Annotated in this window: 14 protein-coding genes; all 14 read left to right on the top strand. The window is 35.9% G+C overall.

Annotated features, from left to right (window positions below):
* The first annotated feature begins 179 nt into the window (after positions 1-179).
* The 14 genes from Q5N74_RS05375 (at position 180) to Q5N74_RS05440 (ending at position 24,459) form a co-directional block, all read left to right on the top strand.
* The gene (locus Q5N74_RS05375) at positions 180-1,985 is read left to right on the top strand and encodes an arylsulfatase (protein WP_304387707.1); all 1,806 of its coding nucleotides are present in this window, start codon (positions 180-182) and stop codon (positions 1,983-1,985) included.
* A 12-nt stretch (positions 1,986-1,997) separates the two neighbouring features.
* Positions 1,998-3,566 (top strand): sialate O-acetylesterase, encoded by a 1,569-nt coding sequence (locus Q5N74_RS05380; RefSeq protein WP_304387708.1) that lies wholly within the window; start codon positions 1,998-2,000, stop codon positions 3,564-3,566.
* 2 nt (positions 3,567-3,568) lie between these two features.
* Complete coding sequence (locus Q5N74_RS05385) at positions 3,569-5,185, top strand: sulfatase-like hydrolase/transferase (protein ID WP_304387709.1); 1,617 nt, start codon at positions 3,569-3,571, stop codon at positions 5,183-5,185.
* A gap of 24 nt (positions 5,186-5,209) precedes the next feature.
* On the top strand, positions 5,210-6,064 hold the full coding sequence (locus Q5N74_RS05390; RefSeq protein WP_304387710.1) for a DUF1080 domain-containing protein: 855 nt from the start codon (positions 5,210-5,212) through the stop codon (positions 6,062-6,064).
* A gap of 73 nt (positions 6,065-6,137) precedes the next feature.
* On the top strand, positions 6,138-6,950 hold the full coding sequence (locus Q5N74_RS05395) for an SGNH/GDSL hydrolase family protein (RefSeq protein WP_304387711.1): 813 nt from the start codon (positions 6,138-6,140) through the stop codon (positions 6,948-6,950).
* 47 nt (positions 6,951-6,997) lie between these two features.
* The gene (locus Q5N74_RS05400; protein ID WP_304387712.1) at positions 6,998-8,353 is read left to right on the top strand and encodes a hypothetical protein; all 1,356 of its coding nucleotides are present in this window, start codon (positions 6,998-7,000) and stop codon (positions 8,351-8,353) included.
* 185 nt (positions 8,354-8,538) lie between these two features.
* Entirely contained in the window at positions 8,539-10,299 is a 1,761-nt protein-coding gene (locus Q5N74_RS05405; RefSeq protein ID WP_304387713.1) for an alpha-L-fucosidase, read from the top strand.
* Positions 10,300-10,315: 16 nt separating this feature from the next.
* Complete coding sequence (locus Q5N74_RS05410; protein WP_304387714.1) at positions 10,316-11,779, top strand: sulfatase-like hydrolase/transferase; 1,464 nt, start codon at positions 10,316-10,318, stop codon at positions 11,777-11,779.
* A gap of 57 nt (positions 11,780-11,836) precedes the next feature.
* Positions 11,837-12,817, top strand: coding sequence for a hypothetical protein (locus Q5N74_RS05415; protein ID WP_304387715.1), 981 nt, complete (start codon positions 11,837-11,839; stop codon positions 12,815-12,817).
* Positions 12,818-13,181: 364 nt separating this feature from the next.
* A complete protein-coding gene (locus Q5N74_RS05420) occupies positions 13,182-14,951 on the top strand; it encodes a T9SS type A sorting domain-containing protein (protein ID WP_304387716.1) in 1,770 nt (589 codons plus the stop codon).
* Between the two features lie 291 nt (positions 14,952-15,242).
* On the top strand, positions 15,243-18,197 hold the full coding sequence (locus tag Q5N74_RS05425) for a DNRLRE domain-containing protein (protein WP_304387717.1): 2,955 nt from the start codon (positions 15,243-15,245) through the stop codon (positions 18,195-18,197).
* 273 nt (positions 18,198-18,470) lie between these two features.
* The gene (locus Q5N74_RS05430) at positions 18,471-21,140 is read left to right on the top strand and encodes a carbohydrate-binding protein (protein WP_304387718.1); all 2,670 of its coding nucleotides are present in this window, start codon (positions 18,471-18,473) and stop codon (positions 21,138-21,140) included.
* A gap of 78 nt (positions 21,141-21,218) precedes the next feature.
* Positions 21,219-23,534: a carbohydrate-binding protein gene (locus tag Q5N74_RS05435; RefSeq protein ID WP_304387719.1), complete on the top strand. Its 2,316-nt coding sequence runs from the start codon at positions 21,219-21,221 to the stop codon at positions 23,532-23,534.
* Positions 23,535-23,727: 193 nt separating this feature from the next.
* Positions 23,728-24,459 (top strand): carbohydrate-binding protein, encoded by a 732-nt coding sequence (locus Q5N74_RS05440; RefSeq protein ID WP_304387720.1) that lies wholly within the window; start codon positions 23,728-23,730, stop codon positions 24,457-24,459.
* Positions 24,460-24,650 lie beyond the last annotated feature (191 nt).

Below are 24,650 nucleotides of genomic sequence, written 5' to 3' on the forward strand. Positions count from 1 at the left end.
ATCTAAATATTAGGAATGTTGAACTTAGGAGATTTTAAAATAAAATTCAAACTTGGTTTATCTTAAAAGGTATAGAAGCCTTAGGAATTAAAGTAACGTTGGTCGAAAAAATAAAACGGGAACTTTAAAAAACTGTTATTTTTGAAAAGAACCACTAACAGTCAAATATTTTATCAAAAATGAAAGAAAGAAATTTATTATTATTCCTCGTTTTAATAACATTCCTGGCGCCTATCGATGCCGCATTTGCACAAGTTAAAAATAAAACAAAACAAAAGCCAAACGTTATAATTGTAATTACCGACGATCAAGGTAAAGGCGATTTAGCCTGCGAAGGTAACCCGTATATAAAAACTCCAGCTATTGATAAGTTTTATTCGAATGCCGTTCGATTTACTAATTATCATGTATCAACTACCTGTGCACCTACACGAGGCGCTATCATGACGGGTAGGCATAGCAATAGAGTTAACGTGTTTCATACTATTAACGGGCGTTCTATTCTTTTTGAAGATGAAGTAACCTTACCTCAAATATTTGCTCAAAATGGTTATACCAATGCCATGTTTGGGAAATGGCACTTAGGAGATAATTATCCATACCGGCCAGAAGATCGTGGTTTTCATGAAGTTATTCGTCATGGCGGTGGTGGTGTAGGTCAAGGACCCGATTATTGGGGAAATGACTATTTCGATGATACTTATTGGCATAATGGTGAAATGGAAAAATATGAAGGCTATTGTTCCGATGTTTTTTTTGATGGCGCTTTAAATTTTATTGAAACAAATAAAGATAAACCATTTTTCTGCTATATTTCTACCAATGCACCGCATTCACCATATAACCTTCCAAAAGACTATTTTGATTTATATCAAGGAAAAAAGTTTAAAGATATAAATGAAAGGACTTTGCGATTCTACGGAATGATTACCAATATTGATGATAATTTTAAAAAGCTAGAAGACAAACTGAATCAATTAGGTATAGCAGATAATACGATTGTAATATTCACTACCGATAATGGTACTGCTGCAGGACGTGGTGTTTACAATGCGGGAATGAAGGGTGGTAAGGGAAGTCAATACGAAGGTGGTCATCGTGTACCACTTTATATCAGGTGGCCAGATGGGCAGCTTACCGGCGGAAAAGATATAGATAACCTTGTAGCACATTATGATTTACTACCAACCTTTGTAGATTTATTAGGCTTGGATTTTAACCCAGTGAAACCGCTTGATGGGAAAAGTCTAAAACCCTTGTTAAGTAATGAAAATTCGAATTGGGAAAACCGAATTTTATACATGGATACTCAAAGAGAGCAAAACCTAATTAAGTATAGAAAATATACGGTTATGGATGCTAATTGGCGTTTGGTTGATGGAAAAGAACTCTATAATATGAGTAACGATTTAGGTCAAGAAAATAATGTTATTGAAGCAAATCAAGAAGTGGCATCTCGTTTAGCTGTTGGCTATGAAAAATGGTGGAAATCCTTTGTAGATGAAGAAGTAAATGAAAGATATGCTTATATAAAAGTAGGTTCAGCCAAAGAAAATCCGAGCCGAATTTCAGCTCACGATATGATTGTTGGTAAATACAGTCAAGCTTGGCATCAAAATGGCGCTATAAATGCAGTGCAAGCTGGTGGTGGTAAATGGAAAATTGAATTTGTGGAAGATGGAGAGTATAGTATAAGCCTTCGTCGATTTCCACGAGAAAGTGGTTTAGCTATCAATGCCACTTTTCCTGCTCAAAAAGAAGCTGTTGAATATGATAAAACATGGCCTGCTGGTATAAAAACCGACTTTAAAGAAGCTTTTTTATATGTTGCTAATATTTCTAAAACATTAGAAATTAAAAAAGGACAGGATGAAGTCACTTTTAAAGGAAATATTCCTGCTGGGAAATACGATATGGAAGCCCAGTTAATAGATGAGGTAGGTAGATTGCATCCAGCGTATTATGTGTATGTGGAAAAATTGTAACGCGACTTAAAGATGATAAAAACACCAAAGAATACACTACAACGAAGTGGTAGAACCTCTATTTTATTGGTTTTGTTCTTGAGTTTAATTACAATAGGTACTGCACAGCAGCAAGCACACTTTGATAAGGTGGAAGTAGCTTCTGTTTTTGGAAGTCATATGGTTTTACAGCAGAATGAACCCATTACAATTTGGGGAAATGCTCCTTCTGAAACAGAGATTAAAGTGACTTTAGGTACCGAAAAAAAGGAAACAAAAACGGGAGAATCCGGCAAATGGCAAGTTGTTTTTAAAGCAAGGAAAGGGAGTTTTTATCCTCTAACACTTGTTGTTAATAATCAGAAATTTGAAGACATTTTAATTGGCGAAGTATGGGTGTGCTCTGGGCAGTCGAACATGCAATTTCAATTAAAAAACATGCAGGGATATAACCCTATTAAAAAACATATTCCTAATAAAAATATTCGGTTTTTAAAACATACAAACATTCGCATTGTCGCAAAAGAGGGCTACACGAGTGAAGAACTGGCTAGATGCAATACCCAAGATTTTTTTAAAGCGACTTGGAAAGAAAATACTATAGAAACTGCCAGCAAAAATTCAGCTGTAGCTTCTGTGTTTGCAGATGGGTTGTTTAGGAAACTAAATGTCCCAATTGGTGTCATAGAAGTAGCTGTTGGAGGTTCTGCCTTAAATAATTGGATTCCCAAAGAAGCGCTTCAATCAAATCCATCAACCAAAAACATCTTCAAAAAAGATTGGTTGAAAAACGAAGACATCCGAAGTGGACACCGCACCAGAGCAGAACAAGCGTTTCAAAAGCTAAGAAAGCCAGAAGACCCATATTTTGCTGAGCAATTTAAATACCGTTGGATGTGTGAGCCTAGTTTTCTTTTTGAGGCTGGTATAGCGCCACTAAAACAACTGGCTTTTCGTGGGGTATTCTGGTATCAAGGTGAAGCTGAAACTGAAACTATAAACGGGGTAAATACCGCCAAAGACCTTTTTCCTATCTTGATTAACGAATGGCGTTCCTATTTAAATATGGGTGATTTTCCTTTTATTTATGTGCAATTACCGGGAAATGAAAGTGATTTTTGGCCCGAGTTTAGAGAGGTTCAAAGGCAAACGTTGAGCGTCGTTGAAAACGCTAACATGGTGGTAAGTATTGATTTGGGTGCAGAAAAGAATGTACATCCAAAAGATAAACAGCCTATTGGAGATCGGGCATTGCGCTTGGCTTTAAAAAATGTTTACGGTTTTAGTGAAATTACGGGGTTCCCTGAATTGGAAAAATGGAGCCTTGATGAAAATGAAATCACCCTTTTTATAAGTGAATTTGGTACGGGACTTCATACATTAGAAGATGCCATTAATGGGTTCGAAATAGCAGGAGAAGACGGTGTGTTTTATAAAGCAGATGCTAGAATAGGAAATAAAAACAGCCTTATTGTAACAAGCACCATTCAAAAACCAAAAAGTTTAAGGTACGGGTGGGCATCATTTCCCAAACCAGCATTAAATGTGTTTAATAGTGAAGCCTTACCTTTGGGGCCTTTTCAGATAGTGTTAAAAGATTAAAATTGAAATATAAAAAAGAGAAAACTATGTCCTTAAAAATGAAATATGTTAGAGTATTTAGCCTTCTAGTAGGTTGCGTTTTTTTGGTTAATTGTGGCGGAGTTTCACAAAAAACCAAACCAAGCCAAGCCAAGCCTAATGTGGTTATCATTTATACAGATGATCAAGGATACGGAGATGTAAGTGCCCTTAATCCTGATGCCAAATTTAAAACGCCTCATATGGATAAGTTGGTCAATGAAGGACTAACCTTTACCGATGGTCACAGTAGTGACGCGGTGTGTACGCCTTCGCGATACAGTTTGTTAACAGGGCGTTACAGTTGGAGAACTTCATTAAAAGAAAATGTATTGCATGCAGATGGTCCTTGCTTAATCGAAAAAGATAGAATGACCATTGCTTCATTACTAAGAGATAATGGTTATAACACAGCTATGATTGGGAAGTGGCATCTTCAAATGGAGTTTGTGGGCGATTCAAAGGAAGGTGGGCGCGATTGGTCTCAACCATTTACCGATGGACCTATTGAAAAAGGCTTCGATTATTTCTTTGGTATTGCTGCTTCAATGAATTACGGCATATTAACATATTTAGAAAACGATAAGGTGTTAGACCCACCAACCATGTATACAAAAAAGAAAATGGATGTAACCCCGCGTACGTATAGAATGACGCCTCCTTATGATGATGAACAGCGTAAAGGGTATGTAGAGGTTGCCGCTTCTTTTAATGATGAGTTAGTTTTGGAAACATTTGCAAACAAAGCAGTCTCTTATATAAATAACGCCACGGAAGATGCGAAAAACGGCAAGCCATTCTTTTTATATCTGCCTTTAACGAGTCCGCATTTACCACATTGTACACATCCCGATTTTCAAGGTCGAAGCAATTGTGGTAATTATGGTGATTTTATGGAGGAAACCGATTACCGTGTTGGCCAAATATTAGATGCTTTAAAAGCGAATGGTTTAGATGATAATACCTTGGTTATTTTTTCGTCGGATAATGGTGCGGAATCTAATTACGAATACCAACGAGATACCTATAATCATTATAGTTGTATGAATTTTAAGGGCGGTAAACGCGATATTTATGAAGGTGGCCACCGTGTGCCCTTTTTAATGCGTTGGCCTAATGTTATTGGTGCAGGAGGAAAGGTTGATGCGCCTGTGTGTCAAACCGATTACTTAGCAACACTTGCGGATATTGTTGGGGCAACCTTGCCAGATTCTGCTGGTGAAGATAGTTATAGCTTATACCCCATGATGAAAAATACAAAGGCTAATCCGGATGAAGATAGAGCTGTTATTCATCACTCATTTACAGGGCATTTTGCCATTCGTGAAGGGAAATGGAAATTAAATATGCTTCGTGGTTCGGGAGGTTCTTTAAAGCCAGTTGTTGTCGAGCCAAAACCGGGAGAGGCACTTTATGAACTTTACAATATGGAAAACGATCCGGGAGAAACTACCAATCTTTATTTTGAACAGCCAGAAATAGTGAATCGTTTAAAAAGTAAAATCACAGATATTATAAAAAATGGAAGGTCTACCAAAGGAATTCCACAGCCTTATATAAAAGATAACTGGGAGCAACTTACATGGATGCGTTTGAATTAATAATGTAAATACTAAAACCTAATTATGAAGATAACCAGTCGAATACTTTTATTCAGTATCTGCTCATTATTTTGTGTGTCGCTAGAAGCGCAGCAAAAAGCAGTTGTTAAGAATTCAGTAGAAAAACGAACAGCCTTAGATGAAGATGGTTTTAAAAACCTCTTTAACGGTGAGAATTTTGATGGTTGGTATTTGAAAATTAGAAGTGGTGATGAGGCACTTGCCAAAAAGGTGTTCGCAATAGAGGATAACATGATTCATGTATTTAATGATGCCTTTCCAAACGAATATAACCTAGATACTGGTGAGAATGATACTCATGGTCTTTTCTATACAAATAAGATCTATAGTAAATACATTCTAAAATTTGAATATAAATGGGGAAGCCGTACAGCTAATAATTTTAACAGGTGGCAATATGATGCAGGCGTTTATTACCATGTCACAGACGATAAAATATGGCCCGTGGGTATCGAATATCAAATACGATATGACCATACAACCTACCGCAACCATACGGGCGATTTAATTAGACCTCAAGGGGCCGATTACGAGTGGTATGGAACGGAAGATGGAAAAACTTATTTGCATCCTAAACAAGGCGGGAAGCCCGAAGTAAAAAGAGATTGGCTTCATTTTGCCAAGCCAACCACCAATTTTAATGCCTTAAATAATGAGTGGAATCAATGTGAAATTATTGTAATGGGCAGCCAATATGCAATTCATAAATTAAATGGGGAGGTTGTAAATATGGCTTTTAATTTGAGTCCTGGAGAAGGTGTTTTGGGTTTTCAATCTGAAACAGCCGAAATATTTTATAGAAATATAAAAATTAAAGAGTTTGATGAGATACCACCTGCAGAAGTTTTTCTAAAGTAAAAACAAATTTAAAATAAGTGAGGTTTGTTAAATGGATGTCCATTTAGGGTTGAATCATTGAAAACTTATAAAAATGGAACGTAAAAAATTTATAAAAATTCTAGGTTTTGGTGCTCTAGGTATTACCGTCGCACCAATTGCTTTTGCTAAAAGTGCTTATAAAAACACTAATGAAGCCCTGTGTAAACTCACATGGAAAAAATTGTGTAGTACCATTGGGAAAACATATAAAACAGATGCTTTTAAATACGTGCACCCTCAAACGGGGAAGCCAAATGTGTTTATTTATGGAGACTCGATTTCCATTGCTTATTCGTCTGCGGTGAGAAAACTACTAGCTGGTAACGCTACGGTGATTCGTTTGTTCAAAAATGGAGGCTCTAGTAATGATTTCATATCTAATATGAACAAATTACAGGAAACCATGTTTCAACCTGGTTTAGAAGAAGGTTGGGATTTTAAATGGGATGTTATTCATTTTAATGTGGGATTACACGATTTAAAATATCTTAAAGGAAAGCATTTAGATAAAGATAATGGTAAGCAAGTATCTACAATTAGTCAATACAAAGAAAATTTAGAAGGTATTTGTACCTATTTAAAAACACAATTTCCTAAAGCAAAATTAATTTTTGCTACCACAACGCCCGTTCCAGCAAATGCAAAAGGCCGATTTGGAGGCGATAGTGTCATTTATAATAAAGCCGCATTGGAAGTGCTATCCAAGCATCCAGAAATTATAATAAACGATTTATATACCTATACCAAACCGCATCTTGAAATGTGGGCGCAAGAACCTGGGAATGTTCATTATAAAGAATTAGGGTTTACGGCACAAGGAAAAGAGGTAGCTCGAGTAATATCTAAAAACTTATCACAGATTTAAAAAGTAAGCCCAATTATAACATTACAATTAAATATTTTTATCATAAAATGAAGACAACACAGCGTATTTTAATTATAGGATTGGTATTTATTTCGGGTATTATAAATGCAACCGACATAAAGATTAGTAGTTTAAATGAGTTGGCAAAATATGCATCGAAAAGCGGAAATGTAATAACGATGACTCCAGGTGTGTATCAATTAGCAAATTATTTAACGGTCGATTCTATGCGTGTACGTCATGAACGAAAGGAGTTTTCGTATATCGTTTTTAGTGGGAATAATAATGTATTCAAACTTGATGGTGTTGAAATTAAGGTAGATACTGAATTACGTACAGCATTAAACCCACCTATTCATAGTGACGAATTTTTAATAACAGGTGCCAATAATTCCTTCCACGGGCTTACCATAAGATGTGTTGGAGAGGGGACATCGCCAGGTGGCACAGTGCTTCAAGTAGCAGGTAAAGGTAATGTACTTAAAGATATTATAATTCATGTTGCAGGTGCTTTCCCTTATGGTTATGGAGATTTGTTTGGTAAAGGTAAGGCTGTCGAAACAGTCATTCCACATAAAAAACACAGTGGCCTATTAGTTACTGGAAGTGAAACAAAACTATACCGTTGTAAATTGTATAATCGCTCGTTTGGTCATTGTTTTTTTATACAGAAAAATCCTGAAAATGTGTATTTCGAAGATTGCTATGCAGAGGGCGTTATTCGCACTACGGACGAAATTCTTGCAGAAACCTCAGGTCCTGCATTCGATGTGAATTTCCGTACTTGGACTCAGAATCGTGAAGGAAAGTATATTGTTACTCCAGGCTATATGAAATCGTTATGCGAGGATGGTTTTCGTACGTATGGATCATCAAAAAACATTTATTTTAAAAATTGTACAGCTAAGAATACACGAGGTGGTTTTGAACTTCGTGCTCATGGTGTAAAACTTGAAAATTGTACAACCATTGGTACAGAACGTGCTTATTGGGTAGGAGATAACGCTATTGTGAAAAACTGTAAAGGTGATGCTAATTATGGACCACTTCTGTTTGTGGAAGGAAGTAATGTTGATGTCGATTTAGTTGTAGATCCAGCCGAATCAGACCGTGTAGTACATGCTTTGGTAACCGTTCAAGGTAAAGATAATACGGTTGTATTAAGATCTCCTAAAGGTGAAAAAAGAAAACAAAACCTACCCATATTAATTGGTTATACACACCCCATGCACGGTGAGTCTATGTCTCCTTATGATGAAGGAGAAACTAGAAATTTGAAAATCAAGAATGAAACAGCTATGCCTATAAAAATTGGAGGAAAAGTAAGTGATTGTACCATTGAAACGAATGGAGAAGTGATAGAAAATAAAGGTGAAAGCATTAAAATAATTAAAATAAAATAGGTCTTAATTTGTGGATATCTGTTTTTGTTTTTAAAAAAGGATGATAGACGCTTTTATAATGAGTTATAATTTATAAAGAACGCATCATGATTTACAAAGAATTTAATTTGTATTTACAAACTTGCGTATTCATCAATTTAAAAGGTTGCATTGATTTGTTACTATTAAATTAAGACTGAAGATATATGAGAAATCCACGGAAAATATCCGTTTTACTATTAAGTGGTGTTTTATTTTTCACCATAGCTTGTTCTGTGAAAAAGAACCAGACCTTAGTGGAAACAAAGGCAGCTTTATCGAAAGAGGAGCGCATGAAGTGGTGGGAAGAAGCCCGTTTTGGAATGTTCATTCATTGGGGTATTTATTCCGTTCCTGCCGGATTTTATAAAGGCGAAGCGCAAACAAATAGTGCAGAGTGGATTATGAATAAAGGCAAGATTCCCATAGCTGAATATGAGAAGTTTGCAGATGAATTTAACCCAACTAAATTTGATGCTAATGAATTTGTGGCTTTAGCTAAAGAAGCTGGCATGAAATACATGGTAATAACAGCAAAGCACCACGATGGGTTTTCTATGTTCGATTCTAAAGCAACAGACTATAATGTTGTAGATGCGACACCTTTTAAGCGCGATGTATTAAAAGAATTGGCGAAAGCTTGTAAAGAACAAGATATTAAATTCGGTTTTTATTATTCACAAGCTCAAGATTGGCACCACCCTGGCGGTATGGGAAATACCTGGGATGATAGTTTAAAACGCATGAGTAGTGACGACTATGTATACGAAAAAGCACTACCAGAAGTAGAGCAGTTATTAACCGAGTACGGCCCTATCTCTATTTTTTGGTGGGATACGCCAAGAAAAATGACCAAGGAAGTAGTAGATAGTTTATATCACATAACTAGTGCCTTACAGCCTGGAATTATTACAAATGATAGGTTGGGTGAAGATTATCCCGGAGATCATAAAACATTTGAAAGAAAGTTGCCTAGTGAAAAACCTGAGGATACATATTGGGAAATTTGCCAACCTATAAGCGGAAGTTGGGGGTATAGAAGTGATGATGATAATTTTAAATCTGTGGAAACCTTAATTCATAATTTAATAGATGCCAGTAGTAAAGGCGGTAATTATCTTCTAAATGTGAGCCCTACGCACGAAGGAACTCTAAGAACAGAAGCTACAACGCGATTAAAAACAGTTGGTGCTTGGATGAAAAAGAATAACGAATCAATTTATAAAACGCAGGCAAGTCCGTGTGAAGAAGCTTCTGATTGGGGTAAAATAACCATGAAACAAGATGGCGATGATACCACTCTATATCTACATGTCTACCATTGGAATGATGGCGCGAAACTTCCTGTGAAATTAAAGAACGAAGTGGTTTCTAGTTATTTATTAACCGATGCAACTCGCGTATTCAAAACGAACACTTCAGAAGATGGTATTAGTGTTATTATTTCAGGGGAAGCGCCAGATTCAATCGCTTCAGTAGTTGTTTTAAAAATAAAAGGAACACCCAATGCGATTCCTAGAAAACCGATTGGTCAAGACAAAAAAGGAAATATTGATTTGGTTGCCAAACGCGCTCAATTTCAAAATCTTCAAGGCCCTGGTGCCGAGTATAATCAATCGAAAGATCATATTGACCATTGGACCAGCGATCAAGCACGTGTGTATTGGAAGTTTACCGTAGAAAAACCGGGTACCTTTACTGTAGAGATAGAGGTTGCTAACCAAAAGGCATCTGAACTTTCTGTATCACTTCATGGAGAAACTAAACATATTAAAATTCCAGCATCTGGTAGTTATAATAGCTTTCAACCACTTCAATTAGGTACTTTCCATATTGATAAACCGGGGGCTTATGAATTATCACTCATGCCAGTTTCAGAAGGATGGAATCCTATGAATATAAAATCTATCAATCTTATTTCAAAATAAATATAAATTCAAATAAATGAAGCTTTTTAAAATTATCCCATTAGTCTTAGTCGTGCTTATTGTAAGCTGTAAAAATGCTGAAAGTAAACCAAAAGAAAAAAAACGTCCTAATTTCTTATTCGTTTTGGCCGATGATCAATCTCCTTTTGATTTAAAAGTGTACAATCCTAATTCGATATTAGATACACCTAATTTAGATAAGTTAGCAAAAGAAGGTGTGGTATTTGAGAGTGCACGACATATGGGGTCTATGAACGGCGCTGTATGTACACCATCTAGGCACATGATTATGACGGGGCGTACCTTATGGAACTTACCACCAAGTGCAGAATTTCAACAACAAACCGACCCGCACCCTATTGATGACCAAACCATAGGTGCTATTTTCAATAGAGCTGGTTATAAAACCATGAGAACCTGTAAAAAAGGAAATTCATACCCTGGTGCAAACAAACAGTTTACTGTGGTACACGATGCTACAAAACGTGGTGGTACAGAAGAAACAGGGAGTGCATGGCATGCTAAACAAGTGTTGAACTATTTAGGAGACAGAGAACAAACCCAAGAAAAAGATCCGTTTTTTATTTATTTAGGGTTTTCGCATCCACATGATACCCGAAATGGAACTCCAGAATTGCTAGAAAAATATGGTGCAGTAAACCATAAAGATCAAAATAGTGTTCCTGCATTAAACGAAAAACAACCGCAACTTCCAGAAAATTATTTATCGGAACATCCGTTTTTTCATGGGCATCCTGAGTTAAGAGACGAGGAGCGTGTAAGTGGTGTTTGGAAAAATAGAGATGAGAATACCGTAAGAAACGAAATTGGTCGTGAGTTTGCCTGTTCAGAAAACATCGATACTCAGCTGGGTAAAGTGCTTAAAAAATTAGAAGCCATGGGTGAATTAGATAATACTTATATTATTTATACTTCAGATCATGGAATGTCTATTGGGCGTCACGGTCTTATGGGGAAACAAAATTTATACGAACATACCTGGCGTGTGCCTTTTATTGTAAAAGGCCCTGGTATAGATGCTAATAAGAAGAAAAACGGTAATGTTTATTTGTTGGACGTGCTTCCTTCGGTATTAGATTTAGCCGGTATTGCTATCCCAGAAACGGTTCAAGGAAAAAGTTTTGTACCTGTTTTAGAAGGAAAACAAAACGATGTGAGAGATGTAATGTATGGTGTGTATGCAGGCGGAACGAAACCAGGTATGCGTACTGTTAAAAAAGGCGATTGGAAATTAATTAAGTATGACGTGATGGACGGAACTGTAAGAGAAACACAATTGTTTAACCTTGCGAAAAACCCACATGAGTATTTACCAGAGCACCAAAAAACGGGTGACATGGAAACTAATTTGGCCAATAACCCAAAGTATGCCAATAAGTTAGCTGAAATGGAAGCATTATTGTTAGAGCAAATGGTGGCTAATAACGATCCGTACAGACTTTGGAATCAAACGAAATAAAAACGTGTAGCAACAGGTGTTGAATCTGCGAAAGCTAGAAGCCAAATTTGAAATGAAATGATCAAGGTAATTAGTACTGTTTTTGTTTTACTAAGTGTTATAGTGTCTGGTTATTGTCAGGCAGAAAAACAACCGCAGCTTGAGATTTCTAACGGCCTGCTTAGAGCGAATCTGTATCTGCCAGATTATGAAACTGGCTACTATAAGGGTACAAGGTTCGACTGGTCTGGCATTATTTCTAGTTTGGAATATAAAGGACATTCGTATTTTGATCAATGGTTTGATACTGGTAATCCACCACCTTTTGCAACCATCATGGGGCCCGTGGAAGCTTATGCGCCTTTAAATTATGATACAGCTGAAGTTGGAGGTGATTTTGTTAAAATTGGAATTGGAGCATTAAGAAAGGAATCGAATGAGCCTTATAGTGATTTCAAAACGTATACCATTGTTGATAAAGGCATACGAACTCTAAAAACGAAAGCGAATGAGGTTCAGTTTGTGCATGTTTTAAATACGGAAACGTATTCATATGAATACACAAAGACCATTCAGTTTGTAGAGAACGAATCGAAAATGGTGATTTCTCATAGTTTAAAAAATACAGGGGAACAGGCGATTAAAACCTTTGGATTCAATCATAATTTTTTTGTTATTGATAATCAGCCCATCGGGAAGGCTTTTGAATTAAGCTTTCCTGTGGAAGTTTCAGGAACTGGAAGAGGTATGGGGGATAGTTTCGAAATACAAGGAAAAAAGATAATTTTCACAAGAGATCTCGTAGGCGATGAGTCTATAGCTTGTAAACACTTGGAAGGATTGAATAATAGTATTGAGAATTTTGACATCAGACTTGACAACACCCAAACCGGGGCTGGTGTTAAAATAACAGGAGATCAACCACTTTCTAGGTTAAGACTTTGGGGCACAACAGCAACCTTGTGTCCCGAGACATATATTGATATACATGTGGCTCCAGGAGATACATTCCATTGGAATTATTTTTATGAGTTTTATGAAATGCCTACATCTAATTAGAAGTAGCAGAATCAAAATCATAGGAAAGTAAAAAGAAGTTTGTTTACAACTAGTCTAATGTGCTTTTAAAATGTGAAAAAATTTAAAGATGGATACTGAATATCAGTATTCATCTTTTTTTTAGGATGATTTTATTGTAGTAATTCACCTTTAGTCTTGTTTTTTATGAGTAATGTCTATGTGTTTTTTTAGCAATAAGAACTATAAATTATAACTAAAGAACTATAAATTATAACTTTTTTTAAAGCTATTTATTAATATTACAATGAAGTAATTAATGTCTTTTGAAATAGATAGTATGTTACTCATGCCACCTAAAATCTTTTTATTTAACCTGTTTTTAATTTAAATTAATTTATTTATTATGAAGAACAACTACTTTTTTAAACGCGCATTATTTTTTATGTGTTTCACTTTTTTATCGCATTCTATTTGGGCTTTAGATGAAACGGTTTTACCCGGAGGTAACATTCAAACAGCGATAAATAATGTGGCTGCTAGTGGAGGCGGTATTGTTACACTTGCTGCGGGAACGCATAACATAACGGTACCAGTTAGAATGAAGAGTAATGTCACACTTCAAGGAGAAGGTAATTGGGCAAGTTTGCTTAAAACCACTGTAAATATGAAAATGATTATTCATGATGCAGAAGGATTGGTAAACTTAGTTATTCAAAACCTTGCTATTGAAGGAACAAATGCTTCCAATGGAGGCGGTATAGAAATTACATCTGGTGATGATTTTCCACATGATAACGTACAAATTTTAAACGTTCATTGTTATAAGACAGGTTGGGGAGTTCATATTAAAGGGACGAAAAATTTGTTAGTTAAAGATTGTTTGTTTGAAGAAAACGGTACCGTTGGGCAGGAAGGTTTTGCTCATAATATGTACTTGCGAAGAGTTTATGGTGCAGAGGTGAGAGATAGCAAATTTTTAAATTCTATTTCTGCAAATGGTATTAATATCTCTTATAGTTCAAATATTAATGTCTACAATTGTGAAATGACTGGTAATTATTTTAGAGGGGTTCGGGCTGCGAATACCGATGGTTATTTGGTACATGATTGTATTGTTAAAAATAACGGAAACGTAGGTATTCTTGCTAATTCTGAAGGGGTTCCAACAACGAATATCGATATTAGAAGAAATTGTGTTTCAGGTAATACCTTGGAAGGTATAAGTGGTGTTAACGGTGTAACCGGCATAGTAACAGATAATAATTCTTATGGTAATAGTGGTGATTACAGCTTGCCAGGAGGTGTTACACAATCAGGAAATATTACCGATTCAAGTATAAATTGTACCTATGCTACAGGTTTAACAAGGGTGTTGCTTAGTGCGACTCCTGGATTAAATACGGTAGATCTTAGTTGGGTGCTTGAAAATATAACTGCAACTAGGCAAGATGTTTTTAGAGATACAGATTCAAACCCTAGTGGCCGAACGCAAATAGCTAGTAATGTAAGCGGAACGACTTATACCGATAATTCAGCTGTAGGTGGAACATCATACTGGTATTGGATTAAAGCTACCGATGTGTCTACAACTACCACAAACTCCAATGCAGCCAGTGCAAACCCAAGCAGTGGGGCAGCGAGTGTTACCCTTACAGCAACTGCAGGAAATGGGTTGGTGACTCTAAATTGGGATATCCAAAATATTACGGTGCAAAATATAGGTCTTTTTAGAGATACAGATGATAATGCAAGTGGCCGTCAGTTAGTGAAAAATGGATTAACGGGAACCAGTTATACCGATAATTCAGCGGTAAACGGAACCGAATATTGGTACTGGTTAAAGGTAACCGATGATACGTCTACAAATTTCAACAGTGATCCTGGAGCTTATGCAAAGCCAAGTGCATCCTTATCTGTTAAAAAGAAATCAAAAAACATGAAGTTAAGTGCGTTTCCTAATCCTGCTTCAAATAGAGTAACCATTCAAATCCCGTCTTCAGAGTTTAATGAATACACCATCTTTGATGTAAGTGGACGCGTTAATAAAAAAGGCGTTATTTCTGCAGGTATAGCAGAATTGGATATTGATGTAAGCAACCTTTCAAAAGGCATGTATATGATAGCTGTAAAAGGGAATCAAAATACTTCAATCTTGAAATTGGTAAAGAATTAAGAAGGGTGTGACTCTCATTTGGAAACAAATTGGAGTACAAAAATTTTAAAAAAGACAGCTATAAGAATATTCTTGTAGCTGTCTTTTTTCTTACAAATAGGGTGTTTAAGACAACTCATTAGCTATAAAAGAACTATAATTTAAAAACAAAGAACTATAATTTATAAGTATTGTCTTTTTTGGTTATTAATATTACATGTTAGAGAATGTTACTTCGGAAAACTATAAAAATTAGTCACTCGAAAATCGTTCTGAAAGAAAAATGATTGATAAATTAAAGTAAACAAGCATATGAAAAAAAACACTACTCAAAAGGAATTAAACTTAACCATTTTAAAAAAGCAAATAGTGAGCCTAATCGCTTTTTTGTTTTTTATGGTAGGTGCGGTTCAAGCGCAATTTGTACATCCAGGAATTACTCATAAAAAATCAGACTTAGACCGTATGAAATATATGGTGGAAGCTCAAATAGATCCGTGGTACACCTCGTATCTAAATATGGAAAATGATTCAAAATCGAGTTTTAGTTATGAAGTGCAGGGAAATGCGAGTTTTACCGAATTAGGTAGAGATTCAGGTGTTAATTACGGTGCTTGGAATAGTGATATTAGAGCGGCCTACTATAACGCCATAAGATGGTATGTTACAGGGAATGATTTGCATGCTAAAAAAGCGATTGAAATATTTAAAGCATGGTCTAACCTTACGTCGGTTACTAGTGGTGGTACCGATTCTTTAAGTGGAGGTGTTGGCTATATCATGATTGAAGCTGCAGAAATTATTAAAAGCACGTATTCGGGGTGGTTACCTGCCGATTTGCAAGCTTTTAAAGATATGTTAGTATATCCAGGTTATTCTACAACATCAGCTCCAACAGGCAATGCTACTTTCTATTGGAAATCTTACCAAGGAGACCCTGTACGTCATGGAAATCAAGGTTTGTCAGGATTTCGTACCGTTATGGCTATGGGAATATTTTTAGATAACGATACCATGTACAAACGTGCACTTAGGTATATACAAGGTGATCTAAATCTTCATACAGGAGATTTGCCTTATCCTGCAGGTCCAAACACAAGCAGCGCAAGCCCTACAGCTGTTGGAGACTATGCCGATACTTATGGGATTACTAGAGGTTATACCGAAGCCAATTATGGGTATAATGAATTAATGACCAATTATATATATGAAAATGGACAATGTCAAGAAAGTTCAAGAGATCAACAACATACTGCATTTGGAATAGGCTTGCTTACATCCATGGCTGAAATGGCATGGAATCAGGGTGAAAACCTGTATGCAATTGCTAATGATAGATTGTTGTTAGGTTTAGAATACAATATGAGATACAATGTATCTTTCGTTCAATCCTATCCAGATCAAACAACGCCGTGGGAGCCAACAGTTGCTTCCAATGAATTTGTTGAAGGTTTTGATAGAACGGGACGTTGGTATTCCAAAGCCGTTAGTCCGGTAGGAAGAGGTGATTTTTCTGGAGTTAGAAATGTGTTTGAAATGCCAGTGGCACACTTTGTTGGTAGAGGTTTTAAAACGGAAACAGAAGTTAAGTGGACACAACGTGCACGTGATAAAGCGATAGAAATAGGAGGTTATGAAAAGGCAGGATGGAGTAATGATGCGATAGGTTGGGGCGGACTTACAGCTCGTAGACCCGCATTTTGTTATGGCGACCCTATTAGTGGTTTCGATTCAAACAGTTTGCCTATATATGCTATGAATGTAGTACCAAATGTTATTGAAGCTGAAAATTTTGATTATGATCCCATTAATGCAGGTGAAGGTCGTATATACCACGATTTAACTTCAAGTAACACGGGAGGTGCATACAGAACCATGGATAATGTGGATTTGGAAGTAACAACTGGTGGTTTTAATCTAACTTCCATAGAATCGGGTGAGTGGCTAACCTACACGGTTGCGGTTCCTGAAACGGCAGTGTATAATATCAGCATAAAATACGCAGCTTCTCAAGCAGGCGGTACGATTAAATTTAGTGCGGAAGGCGAAGATAAAACCACAGATTTAGCTGTTCCGTTTGGAACTCCTAACTCGACAGGAGATACAGATTGGAAAGACTACGTTATTTCAAGTGATGTGATTTTAAATAAAGGTGTGCAAAGTTTGAAATTAACTTTTGGAGGAGTTTCAGGAGCATTCAAACTTGATAATTTTACGTTTGTACAGACTGGTATAGTTAAACAAGACCAAAGCATTAAGTTTTTTACAATTCCTGTTAAATTAGTAAGTAGCCCAGATTTTGATCCTGAAGCAACAGCAAGTTCTGGTTTACCTGTAAGTTATTCAAGTTCAGACACCTCAGTAGCAACCATTGTTAGTGGAAAAGTACATATTGTTGGTACAGGAACTACGACAATAACGGCTATGCAAGCTGGTGATGCTTATTATAATGCAGCTCCTAATGCAACCCAAGAATTACGAGTTGTGAGTGCTGTTACAGGAACTAGTACTTTAAGCGTAATTGCCGATTCTTATGTAAGGGATGCGGGAAATGCTGGTAATAATTATGGTTCTGATGGTGTAATAGTAACAGTGGCATCAGGGCGTTACGGATATTTAAAGTTTGATTTAAGTTCTGTTCCTGGCCCTATAATGTCTGCCAAACTAAGAATATATCAAAGAACAGGTTTTAGATTTTTACGTAGTATTTATGATGTAGCTGATGATAACTGGACGGAAACAGAAATAAAATATAACAACAAACCATCATTTGAAAATGAACGAGCTCGTATTACAACCAATCCAGCTTGGAATGAATGGGATATTTCTTCATACACCGCTCAAGAATATAATAATGATAAAATAATGAGCGTAGTCGTTAAAGACCCAGAAGATCCAACGGCTAGTGAGAAAGGTATTGATTTCTATTCTAAAGAATTTGTAGATTCCAACACTTTTGTTACATATATACCAGAATTAGTTATTGAATATTCTAGTGCGCCATTAAGTGTTGCTTCCGAAGCTGTTAAAATAAAAATGTATCCCAACCCTGTTCAAAACGATCTTTATATTTCATTGGATTCTGCCAACTTAAATCTAAAGGATGCCGAAATAAATTTATATACTTTAAATGGTCAAAAAGTGATGCACACAAAGTTAGATGCCAATGAAGTGAAATTAGATGTGTCTAAACTAAGCAGAGGTGTTTATGTTTTAACAATCAACGATTCTAATAAAAGTATTACTAGAAAAATAGTGAAGTTGTGATTTTTGTGAAATGGTTATTAGCTCGATGTTTATAAATCATTCCTGATTATATAATGAAGATAAAAGTTCTACTTAATTAAATTTTGTAGAACTTTTTTTTTGCAAACTAAAGTAGGGGGAAACATGTTAAAATGATTTATAAGTTATAGCCAAAGCACTATAGTTTATATTCTTTTTGTAATCTGATTTGTAATATTGATAGCATGGTAAGTCTTTTATTAAAAAATGATTTTCATTTATAAAATGCACCAACAACTAAAACTAAACTAAAGCATGAAAAAAACTACTTGTTTGTCTTTTACATTTTCAATTTTTAAAACGAAATCCCTTAGCTTTATTTTCTTCTTGATACTTGTTTCGGGTTTCACAAACGTAAATGCGCAACTTGTGCATCCGGGAATATCCCACAAACTGTCCGATCTTGATAGGATGAAATATATGGTAGAGGCAGGCATAGAGCCGTATGCTACATCTTTTACGAATCTAAAAAACCATTCTAGAGCCCAATATACATATCCTGTTAATGTAGTGAACCAAGATCCATCATATGTAACAGAGTACTCGGAAGCCAGTGATGCATGGTTTATCAATGACGGTACAGCGGCCTATTACAATGCCTTAATGTGGTATATTACTGGTGATTCAAGACATGCAGAAAAAGCTATAGAGATTTTCAATACATGGAAGGGGCTTAAAAGAAATTCAATGAGCGTACCCTTAAGTTCAGGACGTATTTGGAGAATCATTGAGGCGGCTGAAATTATAGAACACACTTATAATGGTTGGGCAGCACCGGATGTTCAGGCATTTAAAGACATGCTTGTTTATCCAGGCTATTCGGCCACTACCGAGCCTACAGCAGCACTAAACAGTGGAGACATTACTTTTTATTGGAGAGTATATCAAGGAGATCCTGCTAGACATGGAAACCAAGGCTTATTTTGTATGAGAACCATGATGGCTATGGCAATATTTTTAGATAATGACATTATGTATGATAGAGCTTTACGCTACTTACAAGGATATTCACATCGAACAGGTGATTTGGCTTATCCTTCTGGTCCGTCAATTAATGAAACAACGAACATATCAGGCTGTGATTATTTTGAAGAATATAAACGAACTGGGTCTGGTACGTCCATTCCTGATTATGGCTACAACGAGGTTGTGAGCAACTATATTTATGAAAACGGCCAGTGCCAAGAATCATCTAGAGATCAAGCTCATGGTTTAGCAGGAGTTTCAACTATAGCTGTCATGGCAGAAATGGCATGGAATCAAGGAGACGATTTGTATGGTCATTTAAATAACAGACCGCTTTTAGGCTTGGAGTTTTATTACCGTTATAACCTGAGTTATGATAATGTGTATCCAGACCAATCAACTCCATGGGAACCCACAGTGGCTTCGGGTGAGTTTATAGAGCGTACCGATCGTTCTGGCCGTTGGAAATCCTTAAAAGTCAACCCTTATTTGGTTTGTAGTACGGGGGAAGATTTTAGAGAACGTGGAAAGCATAGCCTACAGCCCGTTTATGAAATGAACCTTGGTCATTATAAAGATCGTCTGGGACTTCCTAGTGATGATTATAAATGGCTACAAAGAGGCTTCGACTACTTAACCGCACAATCGGGCGTTGAAGGCGAAGGAACCGTAACGGATCATCCTGGGTATGGCGGGTTGAAATTTCGTAGGGTTAGTCCAGGAGATCCAATAAGTGGATTTGATGGAAATGGGCTTCCTATGTATAAAATGAATGAACTTCCAATGGTTATTGAAGCAGAAAACTATGATTTTTTTGTTCTAAACGGAGAAGGTCGGGTATATAGCGACAATGCAACAGGTAATTCTGGGAATGCGTATAGATTAGATGAAAATGTTGATATTGAAGTTTCCTCTGAAGGGGGCTATAACTTAACGGATATAGAGAATGGAGAGTGGCTTACTTATACCATAAACGTTCCTTCAAATGGAACTTATGATATAAATATTAGGTATGCATCTGCGAATGCTAACGGAAAAATTAAATTTAATTTTGGAGGAGAGGATGTTACTCTGGATGTAACCGTTCCTTTTGGTGGGCCTAATTCCACAGGTTTAACAGATTGGCAAAATTTTAAGGTAGGGAACGTTGTGACGCTAAAAAAAGGTGTTCAAGCTGTAAAGATTTTATTTAATGGTACAAGTGATGCCTTTAAATTAAATAGCTTCACGGTTTCTTTAGTAGAGGTAGAACCGGAACCCATAAATTTAGCGATAACCCATGGAACGGCAACACAATCAACCGATAGACCTAGTGATGGTTTTGCGCCAAATGCCATAGACGGCAATACAAACGGTGTTTGGAATAATGGATCAGTAAGTCATACAGGAGGTAATGCAACTTCGGATCCTGCACCCTGGTGGAAAGTAGATTTAGGTAATAATTATAAAATTGAAACTATTAATGTTTTCAACCGTACAGATTGTTGTTCAGATAGATTAAATAATTTTACTGTAGAGGTTTTAGATGCTAATGGTAGTGTGACTTTTAGTCAGTTTTATGCAACAGTACCGAGTAATGCATTTACCGTTAACACAGGAAATGTTATTGGTAGAACAGTAAGAATATCAAAGACTTCTTCTACAGCACTTACTTTGGCTGAAGTAGAAGTTTATGGAGTAGATGCTGTTGTGTTATCAAGTGTAAAGTATGAGTTGGATCAAGTGAAAATACATCCTAACCCGGTTCAAAATGAAATTAATATCTCATTAATTTCAGCAAACATAAATATAAAGGAGGCCAAAATAACCATGTATTCTTTAAATGGTCAAATAGTGATGCAAACAAAGCTTGGCTCCAATCAAGTAAAACTAGATGTGTCTAAACTAAGTAGGGGTGTTTATGTTTTAACAATCAGCGATTCAACTAAAAATATTACAAGGAAAATAGTCAAATTATAATGCTAAATAAGAAAAGGTAGCTGAGGCAATATTTTCTAAAGAGTTAAAAATTAAATATTTTCAAAAAAAACATACATTATGATAACAGTTAATAAAACGAGACTTGTTTTTATACTTGTCTTACTTCTATGTTTAACGAATTCTTATGCGCAATTAACCCATCCAGGAGGTTGGTTAATGGCAGACGATTTAGCGCTTATTAGAACCAAAGTCGCAGCACAAGAAGAGCCTTGGTATGGTGCTTGGCTTGAATTAGAAAATGACAATATAGATGAGACTTATACAGCAACAGTAACGCCTACCATTACAAATAGTACTGCTATTCAAAAACAAGGACATGCAGCTTATATTTTGGCTTTAAAATGGGTGGCATCGGGTGATCAAGCTTATGCAGCTGCCGGAATTAATATTATAAACGCTTGGGCTAGCACCGTTACTTCATTCGAAACTGATAATTCTCCACTTAGAGAAGGGATTGGTTCAAACAAAATGGCCAATGCAGCAGAAATTCTTGCGCAAGGGTTTAATGGAGACGCTGGTTGGTCTGCTACTAAAATTAAGGAGGCGCAAGATTGGTTCCAAAACGTGATTTACCCAATTACCAGTACAGGGCCAAGTCGCTCCATGAACTGGGGCACCTCTTGTTTAGCAGGTAATATGTCCATGGCTATTTTTTGTGATAACATGACTATGTTTAATGAAGCCGTTGATGCTTATAAATTTGGTTTTACGAATACCAATGATGGATGTGCTGGAGTTACGCAATATATTATAAATGAAGATGGTCAATGTTTTGAGAGTGAGCGAGATCAAGGGCATACTCAAGGTGGTATTGCGCATTTAGTAGAACCAGCTTTTATTGCATGGAATCAAGGTGTCGATTTGGTAAGTTATTCAAACGATAGGCTCGTTGCAGGAATGGAATACACTGCTAAATACAATCTTTTCAATGATGTTTCTTGGACAAACAATGTGCCTAATCCATGTAATCAATCATTTGGCTGGATGAATAATGGTTTTATTAGTGCAGATGATCGTGGTGATTTTTCACCTATTTACGTCATGGCATCTACATTGTTTACACGTGCAGGTAAGTCGCACCCATACACAAATGAAGTGATAACACACGAGAATTACGCACAGCCAGAATTTTATAACGACGATCATCCAGGGGCGGGAACATTGTGTTTTACTGTAGATGAAAACCCAGGGGATCCTATAAGTGGATTTGATACAAATGGTTTACCAGTGTATAATATGAATGTATTACCAATGACTATAGAAGCAGAGAATTTCGATTATTTGGTTTCAAATGGTCAAGGTAAAACATACAGTGATCTTACAAGTTCTAATGAAGGTGGTCAATATCGTACTGATGAACATGTGGATATTGAATCTTTAACCGGAGGCAACTATAACATTACAAGTATTAAAAATGGAGAATGGTTATTATATACCGTTAATGTGTCAGCAAATGGGATATATGATATAGATATAAATTATGCTGCAGCTAATAGTAATGGAACTATAAAGTTTAATTTGGATGGAACAGATGTCACATCAAACGTATCGGTTCCTTTTGGTTCATCAAATTCTACAGGATTAACAGATTGGAAAAATTTTAAGGTTATAAGTAGTGTAAGGTTATCTAAAGGTATACACGTTTTAAAAGTTCTATTTAATGGCGAAGATGATGCTTTCAAGCTAAATAATTTTACAGTATCACTAGTGGAAGCAGACCCAGAAGAGACTGTTTTAATTCAGGCCGAAGATTATAGTGCCATGAATGGTGTAAGAACAGAAACCACTAGTGATGTAGGTGGAGGGTTAAATGTTGGTTATATAGACGCTGGAGATTGGATGGAGTATCATGTTGATATTGTTAATTCTGGTACTTTTATTTTGAATTACCGTGTAGCGAGTAGAAGTGGAGGCGGTTCTGTAGAATTTCTAGTTGATGGAGTTGCTAAAGGCACTACTGGTATTGCCTCAACAGGAGATTGGCAAGCGTTTACAACATTAAGTGCTTCAGTATCATTGGCATCAGGAAGCCATACCATTCGTTTGAATGTGCTTTCTGGAGGATGGAATATCAATTGGTTTCAATTAGTGTTTGATGAGGCAGATTCACTTTCTCAAGAGGCGTTTGATAAAAACAATGGTATACGTCTTTACCCAAACCCAGTATCCAATAATTTAACAGTACGTATACCAATTTCTGAATTTAGTGCATACACCATTTTTGATATGAGCGGACGTGTAAATAAACAAGGTGTTATTACAAGTGGTACGCAGAAGTTGAATATTGAGATAAGTGATTTTTCAAAAGGAATTTACTTAATAACATTAAAAGGCAATCAATTAACCAAAACCTTTAAGTTGGTGAAGGAATAAGCTTCTATTTCAAAAAAAGAACTATAATTTATAAGAAAAGAACTATAATTTATTTAATATTTTATTTTAAAAAACAACCTTGCGAAAGGTGTTTAATACAAATGTATTTTTTTTATAAGAATAATTAAACAATACTACTATAAGTAACTAAACAAGAGTTTTTAAATAAATAATTAACTAAAATCAATTTACAATGGAAATTAAAACTTTACTTTTTACAGCTGTTCTTTCAACAACAGCATTATTCTCTAATGTATTTGCGCAAAGTGTTGTTCTTCAGTCAGAAGCTAATAATGGACTAAATGGAGCAACGATAACACTTGAAGATAATGCTGCAAAAAATATAGGTTTCATAGCAAGTGGTGATTGGGCTAGGTATGATAATGTGGATTTAACAAATATTGCTGGTTTTTCTACTCATTTAGCTAGTAACAAAGTTGGGGATCATACGGTTACAATGCACTTAGATGATGGTGCAGGGGCACCAGGTGTTCAAATAGGTAGCGTTACGTCTAACGGAAAAACTGGAGGTTGGCAGACTTACTTGGAAACTGAAAATGGAGTATTTACTCAAACGGTAACAGGGGTTCAAACTGTGTATTTTGTGTTTACGTTTGGAGGCCAATTTAATATAGACTTTTTTACAATGAAAGACGCTGGGTCATTATCTGTTTCAGATAATATTAAAGAGGGTAAAATTGGTTATTACCCAAATCCAGCTAGTGATGCACTTACCATTGAAATGCCTGTGGGATATTACAGCCAATACACAATTTTAGATGTTAGCGGTAAAGTAATAAAAGAAGAAGCAATACAGTCTGGTTTAAGAGAAGTAAAGCTTAATGTAAGTGATTTATCTAGAGGAATGTACTTAATAAATTTAAAAGGAATTGAAAGTAAAACCTTTAAGTTTCTTAAAAAATAAGCTAATAAGCTAGGTAGGAAGACACTCCATATTAATAATACTTAAACGGAAGTTGCTTTAAGACTAAAAAATGAATTAAACAGTATCAAGAATATTCTTGGTGCTGTTTTTTTTTTTTTTGTTTATGAAGAGTCGTAGGGCTTTTATTATATGAAAATGAATTATAAGTTATAATGAAAGCATTATAGTTT

It is taken from the genome of Mariniflexile sp. AS56, from assembly GCF_030552475.1.
Taxonomy (GTDB): Bacteria; Bacteroidota; Bacteroidia; order Flavobacteriales; family Flavobacteriaceae; genus Mariniflexile.

Bases quoted from the DNA above. Each gene is read 5' to 3' on its own strand.
- Q5N74_RS05390 (WP_304387710.1), top strand. From the start codon at position 5,210: ATGAAGATAACCAGTCGAATACTTTTATTCAGTATCTGCTCATTATTT.
- Q5N74_RS05430 (WP_304387718.1), top strand. From the start codon at position 18,471: ATGAAAAAAACTACTTGTTTGTCTTTTACATTTTCAATTTTTAAAACG.
- Q5N74_RS05395 (WP_304387711.1), top strand. From the start codon at position 6,138: ATGGAACGTAAAAAATTTATAAAAATTCTAGGTTTTGGTGCTCTAGGT.
- Q5N74_RS05405 (WP_304387713.1), top strand. From the start codon at position 8,539: ATGAGAAATCCACGGAAAATATCCGTTTTACTATTAAGTGGTGTTTTA.
- Q5N74_RS05420 (WP_304387716.1), top strand. From the start codon at position 13,182: ATGAAGAACAACTACTTTTTTAAACGCGCATTATTTTTTATGTGTTTC.
- Q5N74_RS05375 (WP_304387707.1), top strand. From the start codon at position 180: ATGAAAGAAAGAAATTTATTATTATTCCTCGTTTTAATAACATTCCTG.
- Q5N74_RS05380 (WP_304387708.1), top strand. From the start codon at position 1,998: ATGATAAAAACACCAAAGAATACACTACAACGAAGTGGTAGAACCTCT.
- Q5N74_RS05435 (WP_304387719.1), top strand. From the start codon at position 21,219: ATGATAACAGTTAATAAAACGAGACTTGTTTTTATACTTGTCTTACTT.
- Q5N74_RS05410 (WP_304387714.1), top strand. From the start codon at position 10,316: ATGAAGCTTTTTAAAATTATCCCATTAGTCTTAGTCGTGCTTATTGTA.
- Q5N74_RS05415 (WP_304387715.1), top strand. From the start codon at position 11,837: ATGATCAAGGTAATTAGTACTGTTTTTGTTTTACTAAGTGTTATAGTG.
- Q5N74_RS05400 (WP_304387712.1), top strand. From the start codon at position 6,998: ATGAAGACAACACAGCGTATTTTAATTATAGGATTGGTATTTATTTCG.
- Q5N74_RS05425 (WP_304387717.1), top strand. From the start codon at position 15,243: ATGAAAAAAAACACTACTCAAAAGGAATTAAACTTAACCATTTTAAAA.
- Q5N74_RS05440 (WP_304387720.1), top strand. From the start codon at position 23,728: ATGGAAATTAAAACTTTACTTTTTACAGCTGTTCTTTCAACAACAGCA.